This window comes from Niallia sp. FSL W8-1348 (genome assembly GCF_038006745.1).
GTDB classification, from domain to species: domain Bacteria; phylum Bacillota; class Bacilli; order Bacillales; family Cytobacillaceae; genus Niallia; species Niallia alba.
In genome coordinates this window covers 1,638,545-1,662,000 of sequence record NZ_JBBOVV010000001.1, presented here as the reverse complement: position 1 = coordinate 1,662,000, position 23,456 = coordinate 1,638,545, and the positions used below count along the sequence as shown (strand labels likewise).

The 23,456-nt window shown below is 34.8% G+C and carries 17 protein-coding genes and 1 pseudogene; 11 read left to right on the top strand and 7 right to left on the bottom strand.

Annotated features, from left to right (window positions below; all coding sequences use genetic code 11):
- Nucleotides 1-352: 352 nt before the first annotated feature.
- From NST60_RS07810 to NST60_RS07795, 4 genes are all read left to right on the top strand, one after another.
- The gene (locus tag NST60_RS07810; RefSeq protein WP_016202206.1) at nucleotides 353-1,342 is read left to right on the top strand and encodes a tRNA dihydrouridine synthase; all 990 of its coding nucleotides are present in this window, start codon (nucleotides 353-355) and stop codon (nucleotides 1,340-1,342) included.
- 361 nt (nucleotides 1,343-1,703) lie between these two features.
- Nucleotides 1,704-2,660, top strand: coding sequence for a methyl-accepting chemotaxis protein (locus NST60_RS07805; protein ID WP_169187821.1), 957 nt, complete (start codon nucleotides 1,704-1,706; stop codon nucleotides 2,658-2,660).
- 627 nt (nucleotides 2,661-3,287) lie between these two features.
- A complete protein-coding gene (locus tag NST60_RS07800) occupies nucleotides 3,288-3,989 on the top strand; it encodes an ABC transporter ATP-binding protein (protein ID WP_016202208.1) in 702 nt (233 codons plus the stop codon).
- 13 nt (nucleotides 3,990-4,002) lie between these two features.
- Nucleotides 4,003-6,561, top strand: coding sequence for an ABC transporter permease (locus tag NST60_RS07795; protein ID WP_224427700.1), 2,559 nt, complete (start codon nucleotides 4,003-4,005; stop codon nucleotides 6,559-6,561).
- A gap of 365 nt (nucleotides 6,562-6,926) precedes the next feature.
- On the opposite strand, the gene NST60_RS07790 is transcribed toward NST60_RS07795, so the two are convergent.
- Entirely contained in the window at nucleotides 6,927-7,712 is a 786-nt protein-coding gene (locus NST60_RS07790) for a nitroreductase family protein (RefSeq protein WP_169187823.1), read from the bottom strand.
- Nucleotides 7,713-8,009: 297 nt separating this feature from the next.
- On the opposite strand from NST60_RS07790, the gene NST60_RS07785 reads away from it, so the two are divergent.
- The 3 genes from NST60_RS07785 (at nucleotide 8,010) to NST60_RS07775 (ending at nucleotide 11,088) form a co-directional block, all read left to right on the top strand.
- Nucleotides 8,010-8,213, top strand: coding sequence for a zinc ribbon domain-containing protein (locus NST60_RS07785; protein WP_016202211.1), 204 nt, complete (start codon nucleotides 8,010-8,012; stop codon nucleotides 8,211-8,213).
- 205 nt (nucleotides 8,214-8,418) lie between these two features.
- Nucleotides 8,419-8,850, top strand: a complete 432-nt coding sequence (locus NST60_RS07780; RefSeq protein ID WP_016202212.1) for a ribosomal maturation YjgA family protein — start codon at nucleotides 8,419-8,421, stop codon at nucleotides 8,848-8,850.
- Nucleotides 8,851-9,138: 288 nt separating this feature from the next.
- Nucleotides 9,139-11,088 (top strand): GTP-binding protein, encoded by a 1,950-nt coding sequence (locus NST60_RS07775; RefSeq protein WP_169187824.1) that lies wholly within the window; start codon nucleotides 9,139-9,141, stop codon nucleotides 11,086-11,088.
- A 92-nt stretch (nucleotides 11,089-11,180) separates the two neighbouring features.
- Here the strand turns inward: NST60_RS07775 and NST60_RS07770 are convergent, their stop codons facing one another.
- From NST60_RS07770 to NST60_RS07760, 3 genes are all read right to left on the bottom strand, one after another.
- Nucleotides 11,181-12,521: an ISL3 family transposase gene (locus tag NST60_RS07770; protein WP_120070480.1), complete on the bottom strand. Its 1,341-nt coding sequence runs from the start codon at nucleotides 12,519-12,521 to the stop codon at nucleotides 11,181-11,183.
- 115 nt (nucleotides 12,522-12,636) lie between these two features.
- Nucleotides 12,637-13,533 carry a DUF2268 domain-containing protein gene (locus NST60_RS07765; protein ID WP_341098567.1) on the bottom strand — a complete coding sequence of 299 codons (897 nt, stop codon included), beginning with the start codon at nucleotides 13,531-13,533 and terminating at the stop codon, nucleotides 12,637-12,639.
- Nucleotides 13,517-14,290 (bottom strand): MerR family transcriptional regulator, encoded by a 774-nt coding sequence (locus NST60_RS07760; RefSeq protein WP_144928813.1) that lies wholly within the window; start codon nucleotides 14,288-14,290, stop codon nucleotides 13,517-13,519. The genes NST60_RS07765 and NST60_RS07760 overlap by 17 nt, the downstream gene beginning before the upstream one ends.
- A 232-nt stretch (nucleotides 14,291-14,522) precedes the next feature.
- Here NST60_RS07760 and NST60_RS07755 point away from each other — a divergent pair.
- Both NST60_RS07755 and NST60_RS07750 read left to right on the top strand, forming a co-directional pair.
- A pseudogene (locus NST60_RS07755) lies at nucleotides 14,523-14,927 on the top strand (GNAT family N-acetyltransferase); the annotation flags it as partial.
- A 218-nt stretch (nucleotides 14,928-15,145) separates the two neighbouring features.
- Nucleotides 15,146-16,315: a 3D domain-containing protein gene (locus NST60_RS07750; RefSeq protein WP_016202215.1), complete on the top strand. Its 1,170-nt coding sequence runs from the start codon at nucleotides 15,146-15,148 to the stop codon at nucleotides 16,313-16,315.
- A 311-nt stretch (nucleotides 16,316-16,626) separates the two neighbouring features.
- Here the strand turns inward: NST60_RS07750 and NST60_RS07745 are convergent, their stop codons facing one another.
- From NST60_RS07745 to NST60_RS07735, 3 genes are all read right to left on the bottom strand, one after another.
- Entirely contained in the window at nucleotides 16,627-17,925 is a 1,299-nt protein-coding gene (locus NST60_RS07745; protein WP_212121063.1) for an ABC transporter substrate-binding protein, read from the bottom strand.
- Between the two features lie 76 nt (nucleotides 17,926-18,001).
- The gene (locus NST60_RS07740) at nucleotides 18,002-18,829 is read right to left on the bottom strand and encodes a carbohydrate ABC transporter permease (RefSeq protein ID WP_016202227.1); all 828 of its coding nucleotides are present in this window, start codon (nucleotides 18,827-18,829) and stop codon (nucleotides 18,002-18,004) included.
- Nucleotides 18,829-19,737: a carbohydrate ABC transporter permease gene (locus NST60_RS07735; protein WP_407939857.1), complete on the bottom strand. Its 909-nt coding sequence runs from the start codon at nucleotides 19,735-19,737 to the stop codon at nucleotides 18,829-18,831. Before NST60_RS07735 ends, NST60_RS07740 begins: the two co-directional genes overlap by 1 nt.
- Nucleotides 19,738-20,052: 315 nt before the next feature.
- Between NST60_RS07735 and NST60_RS07730 the strand changes: the two genes are divergently transcribed.
- A complete protein-coding gene (locus tag NST60_RS07730; protein ID WP_341098557.1) occupies nucleotides 20,053-21,885 on the top strand; it encodes a cache domain-containing sensor histidine kinase in 1,833 nt (610 codons plus the stop codon).
- Nucleotides 21,866-23,452, top strand: a complete 1,587-nt coding sequence (locus NST60_RS07725) for a response regulator transcription factor (protein ID WP_224427697.1) — start codon at nucleotides 21,866-21,868, stop codon at nucleotides 23,450-23,452. The genes NST60_RS07730 and NST60_RS07725 overlap by 20 nt, the downstream gene beginning before the upstream one ends.
- Nucleotides 23,453-23,456: the final 4 nt, after the last annotated feature.

Sequence of the window (23,456 nt, the reverse complement as noted above, 5' to 3'; positions counted from 1 at the left end):
ATAAAGCCCTCTCAGCTTTTGAGAAGGGCTTTTAACTATCAATCGTAAGCATGTACATGTAATCACTAAAGCCTTTTTCAGCATTATACTATTTTAAGATCATCAAAATAGGTATTTGCTGATTTGACAGAGGAAATAAAGCCTTTTAATATAGAAGACGGAATTGATTTGAAGAGAATTTCATGGGATTCAGATGTTGAAGTATTGCTAAACTATTTTGGCTAAGATGTAAGTTTCACCTTATAAATGGTCAAAGTATACGATAGCTTGATATAACTTTTAATCATGATATAAGTGTTAAATATCAAGAAGGTTGACCTTATATCCATAATGAGAGGATTTGAGTTTGAATATGATAGATAATTTTTGGCGTGATTTGCCACGACCATTTTTTGTACTAGCACCAATGGAAGAAGTGACCGATGTAGTTTTTCGCCATGTAGTCAGTGAAGCAGCTAGACCGGATGTATATTTTACCGAATTTACAAATACGGAAAGTTATTGTCATCCAGAGGGAACCCAAAGTGTGCGTGGACGTTTAACTTTTACAGAAGATGAACAACCAATCGTTGCACATATATGGGGAGACAAGCCAGAATATTTTCGGCAAATGAGTATTGGTATGGCAGAGCTTGGGTTTAAAGGCATCGATATCAATATGGGCTGTCCAGTACCGAATGTGGCATCCAAGGGGAAGGGAAGCGGGCTTATCCTCCGTCCCGAAGTGGCTGCAGAAATAGTACAAGCTGCAAAAGCGGGTGGGCTACCTGTAAGTGTGAAAACAAGGCTTGGTTATACAGAGATAGAAGAGTGGCGGGACTGGCTAACACATATATTGGAACAGGGAATTGCTAATCTTTCTATTCATTTGCGAACAAGAAAGGAAATGAGTCAAGTAGATGCGCATTGGGAATTGATTCCAGAGATTAAAAAACTTCGTGATCGTATTGCACCAGATACACTTTTAACGATTAATGGGGATATTCCTGATCGTCAAACTGGCTTGAAGCTCGCTGAACAATATGGTGTGGATGGAGTTATGATTGGACGCGGTATTTTTAAAAATCCATTTGCCTTTGAAAAAGAACCAAAAGATCATAGCAGTAAAGAATTGCTTGATCTTTTAAGATTGCATCTTGATCTCCATGATAAATATTCAAAGGAATTAGAGACACGTTCCTTCAAAGCTCTTCATCGCTTTTTTAAGATCTATGTCAAAGGCTTTAGAGGGGCGAGTGAATTGAGAAATCAATTGATGAGTACACAGTCATCAGATGAGGTACGTGCAATGCTTGATGACTTTGAGTCAAAAAACATGGATACGATGGGGACAGGAGAATAATAATTAACAGTAGTTGGCTGGCATGAATGCGGTATGGAACCGGATTTATGCCAGCCAATTTTTATAGGGAAAATACACATTTTCGATGGGAGTCAATATCATCATAGTTATTTCTCACTATATGAATAATTTGTGAACAAATGCCTAGTAATTACTCCATACTCATTGTGAAATTATTACTAAATAATAGTATTTTATATAATTAATTGGTACTATAAAATTATAGTTTGTGTAAAATTGCACAATGTGATGTTTAAATAGATTAGAAGTACGATTGTTTGAGGCAAAATTCAATTTGAAGATGTGGGGATGCGAAATGATAAGCTAATCGCCACTAGTATATAAAGATGAGGTGTAGCGAGTGTTTCAGTTACTTACAAGAAGAACAGAAGAAATAGATCTCTTAAAAAAGAAAATAGAAGAGTTAAATAATAAATTAGATGAAAGAGAAAATAAATTTCAGCTCTTTTTAAATCATTTGCATATAGAATTACTAAATACCATTGAGCAACATGAAATTGTTAATGATCAGCATAATGTTCTAGATGAGATGGTACAAGCGTTATTAAAAGAGTTTACGAAAGTGGAGAAAAGCACCAAGCAGTCAAATGACGTTTCTAACATTATTTTAAATAATGGTAACCATCTAATGAATTCAACCGAAGAAATGGTGGGCTTATCCACAGATGGGGAAAAGGCAGTAGAGGATGTTTTAACATTAATTAATGATTTAGGGAAACAATCTCAAAATACGTTTATAAGTATGAAGAAACTAAGTGAAAGTTCTAAAGAAATTGAACATATTGTGTCTGTGATTGAGCAAATTTCTCAACAAACAAATCTGCTTGCATTAAATGCTTCCATTGAAGCAGCAAGAGCAGGGGAAAATGGCAAAGGGTTTGTAGTGGTAGCAAATGAAGTAAGAAAGCTTGCCGAAACTACTAATCAAAGTACAAGCATTATTTCAAGCTTAATTAAGCAAATTCAAACTGAAATGACAGATGCTTTTAAAAATAATGAAAAAAATGCCAGTTTAGTAGATGAAGGAATTCAGTTAAGTTCTCTAACAAAAAAACATATCAATCGATTAATGGAAATAATTACGCAGGTTCAATTAGATATGAAGAAGTTACTGGAAGAAATTGAACACCAAAAAAACTCTAACGAAGAAGTAATAGAAAAGTTTAGTCAAACTACTAATCTATTTGATGAAATAAAACAAGTTATTATTCAGCACATTGATGATGCCGATGTTGTTGGCAAAAAGTTATTAGAAGGTGTAGAGAAAGTAAAGGGTTTTTCAAAGGAAGAATCATAAATTTATCTGGGGGATTTCTACTTTAGGGTAATCTCTGAAATCAGTAGAAAAAAAGTAAGATAGATAACTAATTATAGAATCTAACATGTTTAAATCAAAGCCACTCATACATTCCGCAGCATGGGTGGCTTTGATTTTATATGGAATTGAAGTTTATAAATAATTAGTGAATTTCATCCGGAAGGCAGATTTAATTCTTTTTAAGAAGTATTACTATTTTATATAAAAAGAGTTCAGTAATAGTGGGGATGAGAAAGAAAAACGGATGGAAGTTTTCTTATGTTTTACGCTTCTCTTAGAAGAAGCTATCTAGAAGTATTGCGTGTTTATCCCACTCTTAACGGACAGTAAGACTCAACTGTAAGCTTATGAGAATACGAGGAAGATAGGTGGGAGATCAACTGTCCGTAAAGGTCCGATTGATTCAACTAACGATCAGTGGGGGAGGAAGGAAAAACCCACTGATGGAAGTTTCACTTTATTTGCTTTGTTTGATTAGATACATGCGGATGATATAATATTCTTATGATGATATAGGAAAAAAGGCATATTTAGTTTCTAGTTTTAACCTATAGTACTAGAAAGCTTTACATCGTTGGTCATATAAAGATAGAAAGGGATTGTCCTATGGCATTTTTAAAAGTTAAAAACGAATCGAAACGGTATCATTTAGGCGATAATGTTATCGTTGCTAATGATGATATTAGCTTTGAAATTGAAAAAGGTGAATTGGTTGTTATTCTTGGTCCAAGTGGGGCAGGAAAATCTACTGTATTAAACATTTTAGGAGGCATGGATCAACCCGATGAGGGACAAATTTTAATTGAGGGACAAGATATTGCTAACTATAGTGAGCGCCAATTAACGGAGTATCGAAGAACGGAAGTTGGTTTTGTTTTTCAGTTCTATAATTTAGTGCCTAACTTAACGGCTAAGGAAAATGTTGAATTAGCTTCACAAGTTTCTCCTCATTCTTTAGATGTGGTTACAACACTCGAACAGGTGGGACTGGGTAATCGTTTGGACAATTTTCCGGCACAATTATCTGGCGGAGAACAGCAAAGAGTGGCTATTGCAAGGGCCTTGGCGAAAAATCCTAAACTTTTACTATGTGATGAACCTACAGGAGCATTGGATTATACAACGGGAAAACAAGTATTAAAACTACTGCAAGAAACTTCACGCCGTACTGGAACTACTGTTATTATTATCACCCATAATTCTGCATTAGCACCAATGGCAGATAAAGTCATTAAAATCAATGATGCCAAAGTTCGGTCCATCGAACTAAACCCTAACCCCGTATCTGTTGATTCAATCGAATGGTAAGTAGGTGTGAAAAATGAAAAATGTTTATCTTAAATCATCATTTAAAGAAATAAGCAGTTCGAAAGGGAAATTTATTTCAATCATTTTAATTATTCTCCTTGGTACGATGCTTTTTGTGGGAGTTCGATCAACTGGTCCAGATTTAAGTAATTCTGCAAGTTCTTATGTAAATAACTATCATTTAGCAGATTTACAAATTATCTCGACCATGGGGTTAACAGAAGAGGATGTGCAGATACTTCAAAAGGAAGAAAATCTGGTTGTAGAGGCAGGATTTTCAGCCACCTATGAAAAAAATAAAGAAGAATTGGTACAAATTCTTTCTTATTCAAATGATGCCAACCTGAATAAATGGAAAGTCATAGAAGGGGATTTACCAAAATCTAATCAAGAAATAGTGTTAGATTATAAAGCCAAAGAATTCGGTTTTAAGTTGGGAGAAGAGTATAAAATCAATTCTCCAGAAATTGAAAATAAAACTTTCACTATTGTTGGATTCGTGAACTCTCCGCTTTATTTAAGTACTTCTGATCGGGGAACCACTGATAGTGGAAATGGGAATATTGATTATTTTGCTTATATTCCAGAAGCTGCATTTTCGCAAGATGTATACAGTCAGTTATTCATTAAGTTTTTAGATACAGAGAACCTAGTTGCTGATAGTAGTGAATATACTAGCGTTTTAGATGAAAATGTTTCAAAGGTAGAGCAGCTTTACGCTGACAGACCGGAAAAACGATTAGAGGAAATTCAAACAAAAGCAAAAGAAACTCTATATGCTAATTTACAAGAAATCGAGCAGGGAAAAGAACAGGTAGAATTAGCAAAAATGCAAAGCGGTGCGGATCTTTCTTCACTAGATGCTGAGAGTGAGAAATTAAATAAACTGGAAAATGACATTGACGAAAAAATAGCAGAAGTGGAGACAATGGAAGAGCCAGTATATTACTTCCAGACTCGATCTTCCAATCCTGGGTATCAGGACTATTTCGATAGTGCGACAAGCATTACCGCTATCGCAGGTATTTTCCCAGCATTCTTCTTATTTATCGCAGTGCTCGTTACTTTTACAACGATGTCGCGAATGGTAGAAGAAAACCGCGGAGAAATCGGTACTCTGAAGGCTCTAGGATATAAGAAAATAGAAATAGCCCAGAAATATATTATTTATACACTCTTAGCAGGAGTTCTTGGTGTGGGGTTAGGTACAGTTATTGGTACAAAAACGCTTCCCCCTTTTATCTTTCATCTTTTTGAAGAGTATAATATTCCAACCTTTGTTGGCCAATATCACTGGAATTATATAGTTCAAGCCCTTATTGCAGGATTATTTGCTACATTAGGATCAGCACTCTATGTATTATGGAAAGATCTTAGAGAGAAACCGTCAACACTTATGAGACCAAGAGCGTCTAAATCTGGTAAGCGAATCTTGCTTGAACGAATTACTCCTCTATGGAACAGACTAAACTTTAATCAAAAAGTAAGTTATCGTAATCTGTTTCGGTATAAATCGCGAATGATTATGGCAATTGTCGGGATCTCTGGGTGTACTGGGTTGATTCTTGCTGGCTATGGTATTAAGAACTCAATTGAAGATTTGCAGCCTAAGCAGTTTAGTGAAATTCTTCACTATCAGGGTATCGTTACGATGGATCGTCCGACAGCACTTACACATTCTTCCCTCATTACTGAGGAAATGAATGCGGTTGTGGAATCAGTAAGTGTAAAAAATAAAACGCGTAGCTCACAGACAGTAAGTATGATTTCACCTAGCCGTACGGAGAAATTCAACAATTATGTATCATTACATGATGTAAATAAAAATAGGGTAACTGTTTTGCCGGAAGTTGGAGCTCTAATTACGCAGAAGCTGGCGAAGGATATGAATGTCGAAAATGGTGATACATTATCTATTAATAAAGATAGTAAAACAGTCAAAATAAGAGTAGTGGGCATTGTAAAAAATTATGCAGGACATTTTATGTATATTGCTCCAACTTATTATGAAGAACTTTTTGGAGACTACGAGCCAACATCTGTTTTAATAAAAACGAAAAAGTTATCAGCATCTGAACAAAAAAACCTGACAACGAGCTTGCTTGAAAATTCAGATGTGAAAAATGTTAGTTTCTTTAAAGAAAGTGGCGGAATTCAGCAATTTGGTTCCTTAAATTCGGTGGTAATGATCATGATTATATTATCTGGGGCTCTGGCACTGGTAGTATTATATAATCTTACTAATATTAATATTTCAGAACGTATTCGAGAATTATCGACTATTAAGGTGTTAGGTTTCTATAATAAAGAAGTAACATCTTATGTGATGAGAGAAAGTATGGTTCTTTCATTATTAGGAATATTATTAGGTTTCATGGTGGGAACGTACTTACACAGGTTTATTTTAACTACTGCCGAGAGTGGGAACATTGTTTTTCCGTTAACTATTCATTGGTCTAGTTTCGTTTATGCCGGGCTAATTACACTGTTTTTTAATTTCTTAGTAATTGGCATTGCACACTTTAAGTTAAAACATATCAATATGATTGATGCGCTTAAGTCAAATGAATAAAAAGTAATACTAAAAAATATAGAGACCCTATTTCGTATGAAAATACTGCGAATAGGGTCTTTATATTTTACGAACGAGGGACATTAGTATTCCAACCAAATATAAACTCGAACAATTATACGTAGATGAAAATAAAACTTCCGTATAATTGTTTGGATTTTTTATTCATTTTAAGAAAGAAGATTTGTGGGTATCACCAGTAGACTGAATACACTTCGCTTTCCATGGGGTTCGTCACTTCGCTCCTGTGGAAAGTAGAGCAAAACCTAAGACCCCACAGGCGGAGGCTTAGGTTGCTCCCTGTGGAAAGCGATTGTCTGTAGTGCGATGGAACAAATTGGTTTCGCTACTAAATAAGAGATTGTTCATCTTTCCCCATTATCCATAAAGTTTTGTTCTTTCAAGTAATTCAGCACCGTCTGTGAAAATTCGTGATGAGATTCTTTCGTATATTTAGCAATCGTATAGATTTGAGCAAGGTTTTTCAGTCCTAATCGTTCTGTCATTTCTTTAAGGTGAGGGACGTCCATATAGCGATTCCAGCCTTTTTCGTCTCGTTCTTTATAGATTTCCAGTATTTCTTGGTCGGAATAGTCTTGATAGGTATCATAGTGAACAAGTCCATTTCTTGGCAGTCGATCACGTGGGGCTGGATTTTCTGCTGGATATCCTAAAGAATAACCAACAACAGGTACAACATTTGCAGGTAAATTTAATAGTTTGCCAATTTGATCGCAATTGGCAAGGGTGGAGCCCATATAGCAAATACCAAGTCCCGCATTTTCCGCTGCTAATGCACAGTTTTGTGATACTAAGGTTGCATCAATGGCTCCTATCATAAAGCTCATAAAATTATCAAAATGTACAGGAGCCTCATTAAGGGAAAGCCATTTCCTCATTCGATTAAAATCAGCACAAAATGTTAGTAGGATAGGTGCATCAACAACCATGGATTGGTCCATATGGGCGCTGTACAATTTGTTCTTCCGTTCTTTATCTTTGGTAACGACAATCGAATAAGACTGCATATTGCCACTGGATGAAGCACGAATGCCTGCATCTAATATTTCCTCCAGCAACTCTTGACTTACCTCCTTATCTTCATATTTCCGAATCGATCTATGCCCGTGGATAACATCTTTTAATTCCAAACAATCACCCCTAATTTGTTTTTTCATCATTATAAAGTTCCATTTTGCGCGCGAAAATCCTCTAAAAATGTAAATAATTCTACTCAGTGTATGTAGTTAAATGGAAAGATAAATTAGTGCTTTTCTCGAAAATCGATTTCTGGGAAAAGCTAGGCAAACTTTTGAATATGATTAATCACTATTTGAAAAAATAGAAATGAAACTAAATCCAGTTTAATTCGTAATAATAAAGGAAGATATAAAACGAAAAAAATAATACGAAGAAGTAAATATTCCAAAGAAAAAGGAGTGTTAAGGATGGAAAGTAAAGGCTGTATAAAATGCGGTGGAACAGATGTAGGAACAAAAGATGTAGCAATGACAGGAACAGGTTTATCAAAGCTAATGGATATTCAGCATAATACATTTACGGTTGTCTTTTGCAAGAAATGTGGATACTCAGAGTTTTATAACAAACAAACATCAAAAGGGTCCAATATTTTAGATTTATTTTTAGGGTAAGTGAACACGAGACTAATTACGAATAGAGAGTTATTTAAATAATTCCATCCGGGAGACCAATCATATTTGAAGGGGTCTCTTTATTTTAGCTGGTTTCTAAAAGATTATGTTTTTTCAATAGGAAAAATTATTCAGGCTGCGGGTAATCGCAACAAACTTTACGAAAACAGCCATTAAATAAAATCTAAATTTGCGAGTGACAAAAATGAAGCCTTTAAAAGAAATTAGTAGAAAAATACATCGATTAATTTATATAGTTTCTGCCTTGCTTATGGTATTGTTAGGACTTTCCTCCAGAAGATTCAGTAATCATCTTCCTACTTTTATCGCAGAGAATTCGGGGGATATGCTTTGGGTGATGATGGTATATTTTGGTTTTCGGTTTCTTTTGATAAGAAAAAGTCTCCTTTTTGCCGGAATAATGAGTCTCCTATTTAGTTTTGGAATCGAATGCAGTCAATTGTATCAAGCGGATTGGATAAATGATCTTCGTAATACAACAATTGGTGCGTTAATTTTAGGAAGGGGATTCCTTCTAATCGATCTAATCCGCTATTTATTAGGGATATTATTAGCTGGACTATTAGACAAATTTTTGCTTTTGAAAAAACATGGTAATTCCATAAGAGAACACTAAAAAAGTCTTTTTTTTTTCGTGTGAAATGAAGAGCAAGCATATTTGAAAGTGAAAATAAGGGTGGTTTGGAGAGGCGTCCGCTCGTCCCATGGAAAGCGAGCGGACGTCTCGGAAAACAAATCTATCATCTTATGTTTAAAAAGTGGCTATTGTCCATCATCATTAACTAGCCAGTTTTTCAGTGCCCTCATTCCATAACAGACTATTTTTTTGTTATTTCTTGCAAATTCACTATAATATTCTTCATTTACTTTATAATAGATATAAAAAATAGGAGTCGCTTTCAAAATGAATAAGACAATGGGAATATTAGCACATGTTGATGCAGGAAAAACCACTTTTTCCGAACAGCTTCTTTATCATACAAATAGTATAAAAAAACGTGGTCGTGTAGATCATCAAAATGCCTTTTTAGATAGCCATCTAATTGAAAAACAACGAGGGATTACTGTATTTGCTGACCAAGGCATTATTGAATATGGCGATTCTACCTATTATTTAATTGATACTCCTGGGCATGTAGATTTTTCTCCAGAAATGGAAAGAGCGATTCAAGTAATGGACTTTGCCATTATTATTATTAGTGCAGTAGAAGGAATCGAAGGACATACCGAAACGGTGTGGAATTTATTAAAAAAACATCAGATTCCCACTTTTTTCTTTATCAATAAAATGGATCGGATTGGAGCAGCTGTACAGCATGTCCTGGAAGAAATTCGTTCTCAATTCACTATAGATGCATGTGATATTTCCTCGTTTAATGACAGTGGAATGTCAGAAGAACTCATCGAATTTATTGCAGAACGAGATGAGGAGCTCCTTGATTACTATATGGATAAAGGCTATCAATCAGCATTGTGGATGGAAAAGATGCAAGAAATGATTGTTTCTTCCCGCCTTTATCCTTATGCTTATGGTTCAGCCTTACAGGATAATGGTATAAAACAATTTTTCGATCGTTTTGATCAATTAACAAAGACGACTTACACAAAGGATGAACCTTTTGCAGGAATGGTTTATAAAATTCGTTATGATGAGGCAGGAACGAGAATTACCTTTTTAAAAGCAATTAGCGGTACGCTGCATGTGAGAGAGGAACTTACGTATGGAAATGGTGAGGTAGAGAAAATCACACAAATACGTAAATATAACGGTAATCAATTTCAACAAGTAAACGAAGGCTTGGCTGGAGAGTTGTTTGCGGTAACAGGTCTTACAAATGCAGTTGTAGGAGATGGAGTCGGAGAGATGCAGGAAAAGGCAGTGTGTGAATTGGTGCCAACTCTTCGTTCAAAAGTAGTATTTGAAGCGGGAATAAATAAAAAGGACGCACTTAAGTTTTTTCGGATATTAGAAGCAGAGGATCCATCTCTTCAAGTAACATGGGAAGAAAAACAGCAAAATATTCACTTACACGTGATGGGAAAAATACAGTTAGAGGTTCTTCAGGAAATTGTATTAGAAAGATTTTCTTTACAGGTGAACTTTGATCAACCTGAAATATTGTATAAAGAAACGATAGAAACAAAAACTATTGGGTACGGACACTTTGAACCATTACGCCATTATGCTGAAGTACATCTTCAGTTAGAGCCAGGAAAAAGAAATGAAGGTATTACTTTTGAGAGTGCATGTCATAGCGATGATTTATCAATAGCTAACCAAAATCTTATACGTCAGCATCTGTTTGAGCGTGATCATCATGGGCTTTTAACAGGGTCTACTTTAACAGACGTAAAGGTGACTCTTTTGACTGGGAGAGCCCATAATAAACATACACATGGCGGTGATTTTCGGGAAGCGACTTTTCGTGCATTGCGTCAAGGATTGGAAAAAGCACAGAATCGTTTATTAGAGCCTTACTATTTTTTTAAAATAAAGGTGGATATCGAACAAATGGGCAAGGTTTTGGCAGATGTACAAATGGCTCATGGAACATTTGACACGCCCGAAACAGTAGATAACAAAGCAATGATTACTGGAAAGGTCCCAGTTGCTACATTTATGGAATATAGCACAATCCTTGCTTCTTTTACACAAGGAAAAGGACAGCTTTCCTTAACATTTGCGGGTTATTTTCCTTGTCATAACGAACAAGAAGTAATCGATAGACTAGGCTATGATAAAAATGCGGATCCAGCGTATACATCCTCATCGATTTTCTGTGCAAAAGGTGCAGGATATACGGTTCCATGGGAGGAAGCAGAGGAAATGATGCATTGTTTGCAGAAAGGATGAGCGGATGATGAAAATTCGCAAGCTAAGAGAAGAGGAGAATCCTCCTTTTGATTTATTATTATGGGTAATCGGAAAATAGTGTGGAAAGAGGGTTAAAAAGTACCCTCTTCCATAGCCTTAGACAGTGTGGAAAAATCAGCACCATAAATTTCTTCATACACCCATTCATAACCAGTTTGTGACCAACTTGGGAATTGATCGGGTAACATTTTTCCAAAAGTAACTTCAACTTCTTTGAATTTCTTTTTCTTTTTAACTTTACGATAGCCTTGAGTAAACAAAATCTTTGCTCTAAGGGCTTCAAAAGAATAACCACGACCAACATGGTTCATTGTCTTAATTAAACGATTGAGGGATTCCGTATAAGCGTTTGTAATAGGAGAATTGAAATAGTTGAATATTTCTTCTTCCCAATTATTCATAGCCCTAATCAGATCTTCAAAATAAGTCATTAATTCTTTAGGTACATTTGAAACCCAATTTTGATAGAGTATATAGGCATCGTTGATTGATTCAGCTTCATAGATGTCAAAGAATTGCTCTTTGAGTTCATAAGCCTGTCCGAGTAATGGAAAGTTCTGAGTCCATACCTGTAGCTTTATCTGGTCATCAAAGTCTGTTAAGTCTTTACTCCTTGTAAGAAGCACATAACGATCTCTCATAAGTTGTCTACGTTCTTTGGCTGTAATATTTTTACGGTTAGCTTTTCGGATTTTCTCTAAGGCTTCATTGGCTAATTTAACGACATGGAATTTGTCAATTACGATTTTGGCATGTGGTATCACTGTGTTAACAGCACTCTTATAAGGATTCCACATATCCATTGCTACAAGTTCAATTTTATCAATGTCTTGGAGCTTTGAAAGATAACTGATAACATTATCTTTATTGCGTTTGCGTAAGATGTCAATTACTGACTTGTTTTCAACATCTGTGATGACACAACGATAGTTTTTAAGTAAATGGACTTCATCAATACCAAGCCATTTAGGAGTTCTAAAATCAGTTTGAGCTTCAAGCTCATCAACGTAGTCATTAAAGATGTTTCGTACAGTCTTTTCGTCAACGCCAATCTCTTCTGCAACACTGGTAAACGTTTTTACAAGGCTTGCTTCTTGAATCCAATTAATTAGCCTATTGGTAACAGAACGGCCTTCATCTATATCTGGAAGACTTTCAAAGAATGTAGCCCCACACTCATTACATTTGTAACGTTGTCTTTTAACGAAGATGCCAACTCGTTTAGCGTGCATCGGCAAATCAAAGAATAATTGTTCCTTTTTACCATGCTTATATAGATTAGCAACCGTACCACATTTTGGGCAATAAGAAGGAGGTGGCAATGTAGTCTCAACTAAGAACCTATAATCATATTCACTCTCCTTCATATCAAGAATCTTAAAACTTGGTAGATTGAGCATATTAGTTGTCATTATTTCATTTCCCTTTGTTTTATTGAGCATTTAATAAGAAAATCATATGAATTGCAGTTAAATAAGAAAGGCATTACTTAGCTATCACAGTAATGCCTTCATTAGTACAAACAGCTTATTTAGAAAACAGTCCACAATTGCTTAGTATTTCATCTGAGCCAAGTAAGGTAGCTTCTTCTATCCCCACATTATTGGTTTCCATGAAAGACTGCACTGCATGGTAGCCTACTGCATAACCAGCAAATGGTGATAAGCCAACAGGTTGATAGCCTTGTTCCTTTGCAATGGTATCACCAAACATATAACTGCTGACCTCAGCAAACCCTTTAATATCTAAAGCATCCTTTATAACTTCTTTTGAATATTCTAAGTCCTCTTTATCAAAAGAAGTAACCCAAGGTCCTAAAAGATCTTCTCCATAAAGTTCTTTTGCAAATGACTCAGCTAAACCCTCTATAATTAAGTAATCACCAACGGTAACGTCTCCATGATCCCAATCAAAATATGAAAAACGGATATTATGATGGAATTCATGTGCAATTACAGCAGGAATCCTTGGAATATTATAGGAGTTTGGGTAAATAGATACTTGAATAAACCCTGGAATTCCTCCAAAACCACAATAACCTTTTTGTAATTCGAGCTTCTTCGGGTCAGCTATATACATACCAAATCTCAATTCATCAGCATTAATATTTATATTATTTTTTTCAATAAAATCAATACAATGATTCAAAGTGCTATGTGCTGTTTGAAGAGCCTGAATTTCTTTTAAACTTTCTAATGCTTGTCTTCCAGTTTGAGTATCTGATACATTAAGATAGCCAAGCATATTTGTAGCCATTATTACATCATACCCATTAGGTTGCTTAGCCTTTAATGGAACATTAATCATATTCCACATCTTTTCAAAAGGCTTCATCATTGAGTACCGATAAAAATTTTCTTTATCTTCTTCCATTGAAAACAATTTATCGTATTGTTCAATTGTATCCTCAATTATTATTTTCATTGCTACCACCTCTTATTTGATTATTCGTAAAGACCTCCATCGCCTCACTCATGAGTTTTGCTAAACCCTCACCATACTGATCTATATTTTTTGTGAAACGTTCATCATTAATATAAAGTTGACCTAATCCATAAAAGGCATCAAGAGAGTACTTACTAAAATTTTCATTTAAAAAGTCATACCATTGTTTAATTGTTGCTTGTACCTCTTGGGATTCGGGGGATTGATCACGAAGGCATGCAAGTTTATTGAAGATCATATCCCATCTATCAGATAAATCATTTTGTTCATCTTTGGACATTCCCTTTAGTTTTGCGTTTATCTCATCAATAGATTGATTTCCCCAACGGCGACGAGCCTCTTCTTCAAATTGGTTGAATCCAACGTTAATTCCCTCAAACCTCTCTTCATTCGTCATTTGTATTTCTCCCGCCATATGTTTAATCGTCTTATCAATGGTTTCAATCATTTTATCGACTTTTTTTCGTTTCTCAATCAACATTTTTCGTTGTAAAATCAATGCTTCTTGTCGGTTAAATAAAGGGCTGTTAATAATCTTTTTAATTTCCTTTAAGGTGAATCCAAGTTCCTTGAAAAATAAAATTTGTTGTAATGTTTCAAGGTTTTCTTCTGAATAGAGTCGATAACCAGAATCAGTGATTTCTTTTGGGGTCAACAATCCAATCTGATCATAATGATGAAGTGTACGAATACTAACACCAACCAATTCTGCCACTTCTTTTACCTTCATATCCATCACTTTGCACCTCCTTCAATTACCACTATAGAGTATTACGTTACGTTAGAGTCAATAGAAAGAAGATACTTTATGAAAAGGGATTTTGTATTGAAATACTTATTTTTAAATGAAGAGCTTTTTTGTGAGCAATTATGAGGGTTTATAAGAATTCCACACTATTATCCGATTTACGATAAGATAAACATTATCTATTTATTTGGGGTTTTCCACACGATAATCCGAATACCCATTATTATTAGCAGATCCATCTGAGAATTTAATAAAAGAATATCTTAAAAAGGGCCTTTGCTATATTGCAGAAGATGGAGATCGAATCAGTGGTGTATATGTTTTATTGCCAATTAGGGAAGAAACAATAGAATTGATCAATCTAGCAGTTGCCGAAATCTATCAAGGAAAAGGCTTAGGGAAAATGTTAGTTATGCATGCGATTGAGGAGGCAAGAAACCTAAGATATAAAAGAATAGAAGTAGGGACTGGAAATAGCAGCATTTCTCAGCTTGCTCTCTATCAAAAATGCGGGTTTCGGATGAATCGAATTGATAAAGATTTTTTTCTCAAACACTATGAAGAAGAAATCTATGAAAATGGTATTCAGTGTATCGATATGATTAGGCTCACACAGGATATATAATCCATTTTAGAAAAAGATAAATATTAGTAATTAACAGATTTATTACAAAGGTAACAAAGTGTGATTTTCCCTTCGAACCCTACGGAATTCTAGTAAATGTACGATATTTGCTAGGTTGCTTGTAAACTAATTTTAAAGTGAATGACTTATTATTTTAATAGAATTGTAATTTAGAAACCTCTTTCATGTGTTATAACAATAGAGAAAGGGGTTTTTAGATGCGTTCCTTAAAAAAACTAATGGCCATTTCGCTAAGTAGTGTCATCTTTTTGACATCGGCGATTGTGGTACAAGCAGAAACGAGTCAAGAAACACTTAACAAAGCAAAAAATCAATTGAATCAAAATCAGCAATTGATTAATGAAAAAGAAGCAGAAAAGCAAAAAACTTTAAAAGAGTTGGAAGCTGTTCAAGATGAGTTAAAATCTGTTGAAACAGTAATGCAACAAAATAAAGAAAAAATAGCTAACCTGCAAGCGGAAATTGAAGTAACGCAACAACAAATAGAGAAAAAGAAAGAAGAAATTGTTGTTTTAGAAGATAAAGTATTAGCACGTAAAGACGTTATGAAAGATCGTCTAGTTTCCTTGCAGAATACAGACCAAACGAATGTCGTTTTAGAAGTACTGTTGAATGCAAAAGACTTCGCTGACTTTATTAGCAGAGCAACAGCTATTTCCCTGATTTTTGATGGTGATAAAGATATATTAGAGCAGCAGCAAGCAGATCTTCAAAAAATTGAAGAAGAGAAGCTAGCGATTGATCAGCAAGAAGAAGAATTAACAGGACAGTATGATCAATTAGCTGTTACTCAAAACGAATTGCAACAAAATCTTGCTAAAAGACAAGAAGCTGTTTCGGCTGTACAGAAAAAATTTGCTTCTGTTTCAAAAGAAGTAGAATTAGCTGAAAGTCAAAAAAGTGCAGTGCTTGCCCAAATAAGCCAAGCAGAATCCACATTGAAGAAAGAGCAAGAAGAAGCGAAGAAGAGAGAGGTTGTAAAGGTAAACACGTCCAATAAAGTGGCGAGTGTATCGAATAAAACAACTTCCAACAAACAAACTTCTAGTAAACCAAGTTCTAATAAATCTTCAAGCAGCAAAGATGTTATCTATGTAAGTGCCACTGCATATAGTCATCAAGATACAAAATCAGATATTACAGCACTTGGATATAATATTAAAAAGAATAAGAACATGAAATTAATTGCAGTCGATCCAGCAGTTATTCCATTAGGTTCAAAGGTTTGGGTAGAAGGCTATGGAGAAGCTATTGCAGGAGATACTGGCGGGGCGATTAAAGGACATAAAATAGACGTCTTAATGCCATCAACGAGCAAAGCGAAGGCTTGGGGACGCAAGACAGTGAAAATTAAGATATTGGATTAATTTAATAGATACTTTTCTTCTTGTTAGTTAGACTCTCTAGTGTGAAGAGTCTTATTTTTTTTGAAAAAAAAGAGGAGTGCCTTCTATTTAGGCAACTCCTAACACTGTCTATTTTCAAGGGGGGACTTGAAAAAGCTGTTTAATGACTATATCTATATCATAACCATAGATTATGAATAATATATGACAAAACTATCAATAAATCTTGAAAGAATTGTTAAGATTAGTAAATGAATGAGCGTTATAAAAAATCTATTAGTGTATGTCTAGTATTTAGGCTGCGGATATAGCAACCTTTACGAGAATAGTAATTATTTTTTTAATTTAGCCCATGTTTCATCCAATGCTTTCATTGTTTCCTCACGTGATTTTTGCTTTCCTACATATGCTTGAAGACTTGCGCCGAACTCTTGACCAGCCCCATCAGGATACTTCATAAATTGCCATGTGTATGTTTTGCCTTCCTGTGAGTATTTTTGAATTTCTGCCCCTAATGGACCAATATCATCTGCTGTTGCAGTAATCGTTTCAAATGCTGGAACATATTTAAATTCTTTTACAATCGATTCTTTTGCAAAATCAGAAGTGACCATCCAGTTTAAGAAATCTAGTGCTGCTTCTTTATCTTTTTCAGGAGCATCTTTATGAACAACCCAGTTTGTAGGTACGTCGACCATTAGTTTATCTGATTGTGCTTCATCATCACTTAATGGCATAGGGATAAAGCCTACTTCCAAATTAGGAGAAATTTTATCTATCATCGGCTGAATCCAGTTACCTTGTTGAATCATTGCGGCCTCACCAGTTGCAAATAAAGTTACTTGTGTATTATAGTCTGTTGTTAATGAATTTTTATTACCATAATCAATTGTTAAATCCAGTAGATCAAAGTACTTGTCAAAATGCTCATTACCTTCGATTTTTGCTGATCCGTCATTTAATCCTTTAATAAATGCATCCGCATCCTCTTGATAAGCAAATGGTACATTCAGTCCGTGGTTAGCTAAAACCCACCATTCACCATAACCGATAGAAAAAGGAGTAATTCCAGCAGCTTTTAATTTTTCGGCAGCTGCTTCTAATTCAGAAAATGTCGTTGGCAATTCCGTAATACCTGCTTTTTCAAATAATGCTTTATTATAGGCAAATCCATACCCCTCAAGGTTAACTGGCTGACCATAAATTTTTCCATCCACTGTCATAGGAACTAAGGCACTTTCATAGGCATCTTTTACCCATGGCTGATCCGACAAATCCTCTAATTTATCAAGCCAAGTTAATGCCTCTTGATATCCACCATTTCCGAAAATGTCAGGAGCTGTATTGGAGGCGAATTTCGCCTTTAAAGCGGCTGTTCCATCTGCTCCACCACCGACTGTTTCAATATTAAAGGTTACATCTGGATGTTCTTTTGAGTATTGGTCTGTTAATGCTTTTAACTGATCTGCTATTTCTACTTTTCCGTTAAACAAGTCAACCACTACTTTATCACTTTTACTTGAACCGTTATTACTGGACGCTCCCTCATTTGAACAAGCACTTGCAAAGAGAAGAGAAGCAGATAAGATACCGGTTAATAAGGAATACTTTTTCATTTTGTTAAACTTCATTTGATTTCCTCCTGTTTATAGAAAATATCTTATTTATATGGAAGAGGTGGCTTTGTGAACACAGCCTCTTAGCTCCCTATTTAATAGATCCACTAGTAATCCCTTGTATAATATGTTTTTGCATCGAAAAGAAGAAGATTAATAGTGGGATAATTCCAATCATAAGCGCTGCTAGTGCAAGATCCCATTGCTTTGTGTACTGGCCAAAGAAGAAGAAAGTAGCAAGTGGAATTGTCCGCAACTCTGGATTTTGTAAGACTAGCGATGGTAATAAGTAGTCATTCCATATCCATAGGCTATTTAAGATAATGATTGTTACGGTAATGGGCTTTAATAATGGAAAAACGATTCTCCAGAACACTCCAAAACGAGAGCAGCCATCTATAATAGCAGCTTCTTCTAATTCCACTGGAATTCCTTTAATAAAACCATGGTATAAAAAGATCGTTATCCCAGAGCCAAAACCTAAATACATGAATACTAGACCCCAAATACTGTTAAGCAAGTGTAAGCTCGAGGCTGTTTTAATAAGTGGAATCATAATTGATTGGAATGGGATAATCATAGCAGCGACAAACGCCATAAAGATTATATTGCTTATTTTCTTTTTTGTGCGGACTAGCATATACGCAGCCATCGAACAGAATACAACTAAAACAATATTACTTGCAATGGTCACAAGAAGCGAATTGCTAAATACCTTTAGAAAATTTAACTTTTCAAAAGCGTTTACATAATTCCCAAATTGAAGAGAACTTGGTAAAGCAGATGTATTTGTTAGTATTTCAGAAAAAGGCTTAAGTGAATTAGAGATAACATAGTAAAAGGGAATCAAAAATAATAAGCCTAAAATAATACCGAATACTTCCATTATGAATGTTTTGCTTGTATATTTATTCTCCATCAAGATTCCACCTCTTTTTTCTTAGTAATCGTGACCTGCAAAATGGAGATGGTTGCTACAACAATAAAGAAGATAAGCGCTTTTGCTTCCCCGATTCCATAGCGATTATTTACAAATGCCTCGGTATAAATATTAAGTGCGAGCATCTCCGTTGATTTGAACGGTCCTCCATTTGTTAAAGAAAGGTTGGCATCAAATATTTTAAAGGAAGATGCGGTTGTTAAGAATAAACAGATCGTAACAGCAGGAGCCACAAGCGGAATTTTAATGTTTCGCAAGACTTGAAAACGGCTGGCACCATCAATTTTTGCCGCCTCGATTAGCTCTTTCGGAATGTTTTGTAAAGCTGCAATGTAAATGAGCATAATATATCCTGCACCTTGCCAAACGCTAACAATCACGATTCCCCAAAAGGCAGTGTTTTGATCTCCTAGCCATGCCAATTCGAATAGTGGGATTCCTGTTAGTTCGCCAATAGAAGCAAACCCTCTAATAAAGATAAATTGCCAGATAAAACCGAGTAAGAGACCGCCAAGCAGATTTGGCATAAAAAACACTGTACGTAATAGATTACTAGATTTTAGCTTTTGTGTTACTAACAATGCTAAGCCGAATCCAATCGTGTTCGTTAAAATAATGGCTACGATGGTGTAAATAGCAGTTAATTTAAAAGATTGGAGAAACTGTTTATCTTCGGTGAATATATACTTGAAGTTTTCAAAGCCGACCCATTTAATTTCTCCAGTGATGCCATTCCAATCGGTAAAAGAGTAATAGATACCAGAAAAAAATGGAATGAGAACGACAATTGTAAATGCAATAAAGACAGGACCTACAAATAAAGAAAATAATCCTGCCTCCTTCCAGTTTTTCTTCTTTTTTGTAGAGAGTGATTTCTTTCTACCTATATTTGTCTGGTGTATAGAGGGAATTTCTATTTTTTCAATATTATTTTGATTATTCACTTTCTGCACCTCCTGTTTTTATAATATAATGGTTGTATCTTTTGGGTAACCGCTTACATTGACGGGTAAGGTGTAATATATTGACCATTCCCTGTGTATTATTTTTCTATAAGGATTTTTCTGATAAGCTTATTGCTATATTACGACTAGCCTTCTGTAAATAATTATTGGAAAGGAGGAGAGAGAAGTTTAAAAATGACATCCTTTCTCGTTCTTGTATATCGGAAAAGAAGAAGTTGTTTTAAGTTTCTCGACCTTATGAGATGGGGTATTCGAAAAAAATTAATGATTTTCTTACTTCTTGCTACGATTCTCCCGTTTGGAGGCAGTATAATTCTTACTTATTTTCAAACGATCCATAATATTAACAAGGAATCGGTAGCATATAATACAGAGTTAATGAAGAAAGGAAACGAGGAACTCACCACTTACTTGGAGGATATTGCCTTAATGTCCACTCTTTTATATCGGTATACACCGTTCATGAATGTACTGACCCAAGGAGTTGGAGAAAATAGCAAGGAGAATATGGAGGAAGTACGCAGAGTATTAGCATATGTCTATAATTCTCGATCAGAAATAGAACAAATGCATTTATACATAAACGAAGGGAGAGATTCCTTTACGAACTATCACTCTCGAATAAGCGGAAGAGGGAAAAATCAGAATATCTATTTTCACCCTTATTATCGAAAATTAGAGGAAAGTGAAACAAACTATTCTGTAATAGAACCACCTCATACGATATACAGTTATAATGGTTTATCCATTATTCCAAACTCAGAGAAGACTACAGTATTATCTTTTCACAATAAAATTAGAAATGTACCATCTAATGATATTTTGGGATTCGTATCTATTGATATAAACCTTTCTAAAATTGAAGGGATAGTGAATAGGCTATATAAAGATACAGAAAATCTTTCTATTATAAATGAAAATGGAACCGTTATCTATTCTTCTGATGAAACGTTAATCGGAAAGAAAAGCAGGGATAAATGGTTTTATGAATTGCGAAATAATCCACAGCAAAACAAATTAAATTGGGAAAGAAAAGATTTTTCTGGTGTCATTTTTTATGAAAATATTACAGTGCAAGATAATCATTTGTATATGATAAAAAGCATTCCTTATGCCAGCCTTTATAAAAGTGCAAAGGAAACCGCATTTATGAATACGATCATTGCCTTATTGGCTTTAATTGTTGTCTTGATTATAACGATAATTATTTCTTTTAAAATTACAGCACCTATTAAAGTATTAATTGAAAAGATGAAAAAAGCAGAACAGGGTATCTTTGAGACAGATTTTGAGATCGTAGGACAGGATGAGATTGGGATGCTAGGCAGACATTTTAAATCAATGGTTTTGCAAATAAATAGACTGATAGATAAAGAATATAAATTGCAGTTAGAAAATAAATCATCCCAATTAAAGGTTTTGCAATCACAGATAAATCCTCATTTTCTGTACAATAGCTTTCAGTCTATCGGTACACTTGCTCTGAAAATGAATGCTGTTCCGGTTTATACCTTATTAACGTCTCTATCGGCTATGATGCGATACAGCATGGATATGAGAGAGGAAATGGTACCGTTCTCTAAGGAAATAAACCATTCACAATCTTATCTAGCATTACAGAAACAAAGATTTGAGGATGAGTTAGACGTAACATTAACACTTGATCCAAATACGTATGAGATTCTCGTTCCTAAAATGATTCTGCAGCCAATCATTGAAAACTGTTTTAAACATGGGTTTAGCGATAATATGGAGGACGCAAAGATATCGATCCGTTCGTATCGAGAGGATGATTATTTAGTCCTTATTGTTCAAGATAATGGGAAAGGTATTAGTAGAGAAAGGCTTGAGAGAATACGTAATCGATTGTATCACAACAAAGGAAGAAAGGCTGGCAAAGAAGGAGAGTCCATTGGGTTAAAAAATATTTATGATCGTTTGCAGCTGTATTATGGAGGACAAGCGATGTTAGAAATTGAAAGTATAGAGAATAACGAATTTACTGTAATGATTCATATTCCTGTATCTTTACAAGAGGGAGTGGAAGGGCATGAAGGCACTTATCGTTGATGATGAAAGACATGTTCGTGAAGGAATTAAGCTTCTTGCTGACTGGGCAGGTAATGAGATTACGGAAATTTATGAAGCAAGTAATGGAGAAGACGCCATTCAAATTATTGAATCGGTCCATCCGGAAATTATCTTTTCTGACATGAAAATGCCTAAAATAGATGGAACACAGCTCTTAAAATGGATGGATGAACATTATGCTGAGGGGAAAACAATTGTCGTGACGGGGTATGACGACTATCATTATATGAGAAAAGCCATGCATTATGGTAGCTCAGACTACTTGTTGAAACCTATTGATCCTAAAATGTTGAATGATACATTAATGAGGGTAGTGCAAGAATGGAAACAAGAGGAAGTGGAAAGAAAAAATAAACAGGATAAAAACCAACTTATTAATAAAATGAAGCCCGCGTACCGAGATCAGCAACTAACGCACATGATAAATAATGATCCAATAGATAAGAATGTTTTGGAAGAATTTCTTTTAATAGAAGCAAAGGCATATACAATTGCCCTCATGCAACTAAGTAATGGAGCTATTGAGCAATTCAAAGGGGATCGAGACCTAACACTATTTACTTTATTAAATGTAATAAATGAGGAGCTTAGCAGGCATAATAGTGGAATTGCCTTTCATTATGTAACTGCTAAAGGAGAAATTGTTCTTCTTATCAAAAGAAGAAAAGAAGAAGCAGTTATTCTAATACGAGGGGTACATAATACGCTTAAAGAGCTACTAGGACTATCTTGTACGATAACGATTGGTTTAGAAGTAACGTCCATTACACAATTGAACCTTTCTTATCAATATGCTAAATCTATTATGATGAATAGAGATGTATCGGGAAATCAACAAGATAAAATAATAACGGATAAAAAGGAAAAAGAGATAAAAAGCTTAATGGGGTATGCTAGTTCCATTAAAATGGCTGTTCAGGCAGGCGAGTTAAATGCTTTTCATTCGCTCATTGGTCAAATTCAAAAAGATCTAACTAGTAATAACCAACTGTCATGGAGGCAACTTATCCATTTGGAAAATGAATATCAAATGATTAGTACAAGATGGCATAAGGAATTTAATCTCCCAATGAATATTTCGACCAACATAGAGGAACAAATTAATCGGTTTATAGACAAAAATGATCATTTTCAGTTAGAAGCTTATAAAACAAGGAAGAAAAAAGAAATTGCTTTGTTTCTTCGCCGCGTGAAAAGACAAAATACAAGAAAGTCTCAAAATGTTATTCATGAGATTGAAAAGTATGTAAAGGCAAACTTTCATCGAGAGATTAAACTCCAAGAAATATCCAATCATTTTTATATTAGCAGAGAATATATTTCAAGAAAATTCAAACAGGAATACAACATAAATATTTCCGAGTATGTAGTGTCCATCCGAATGAAAAAAGCACAGGAACTATTGAAAAGCAGTAATCTAAAGGTATATGATATTGCCAATATGATTGGATACCAAGACGATAAATATTTTCGCAAAGTATTTAAAAAAATAGTAGGTGTATCACCAAATGAATATCGTGAAAAGAAGCTAGAGGATATAAAGTGAAATT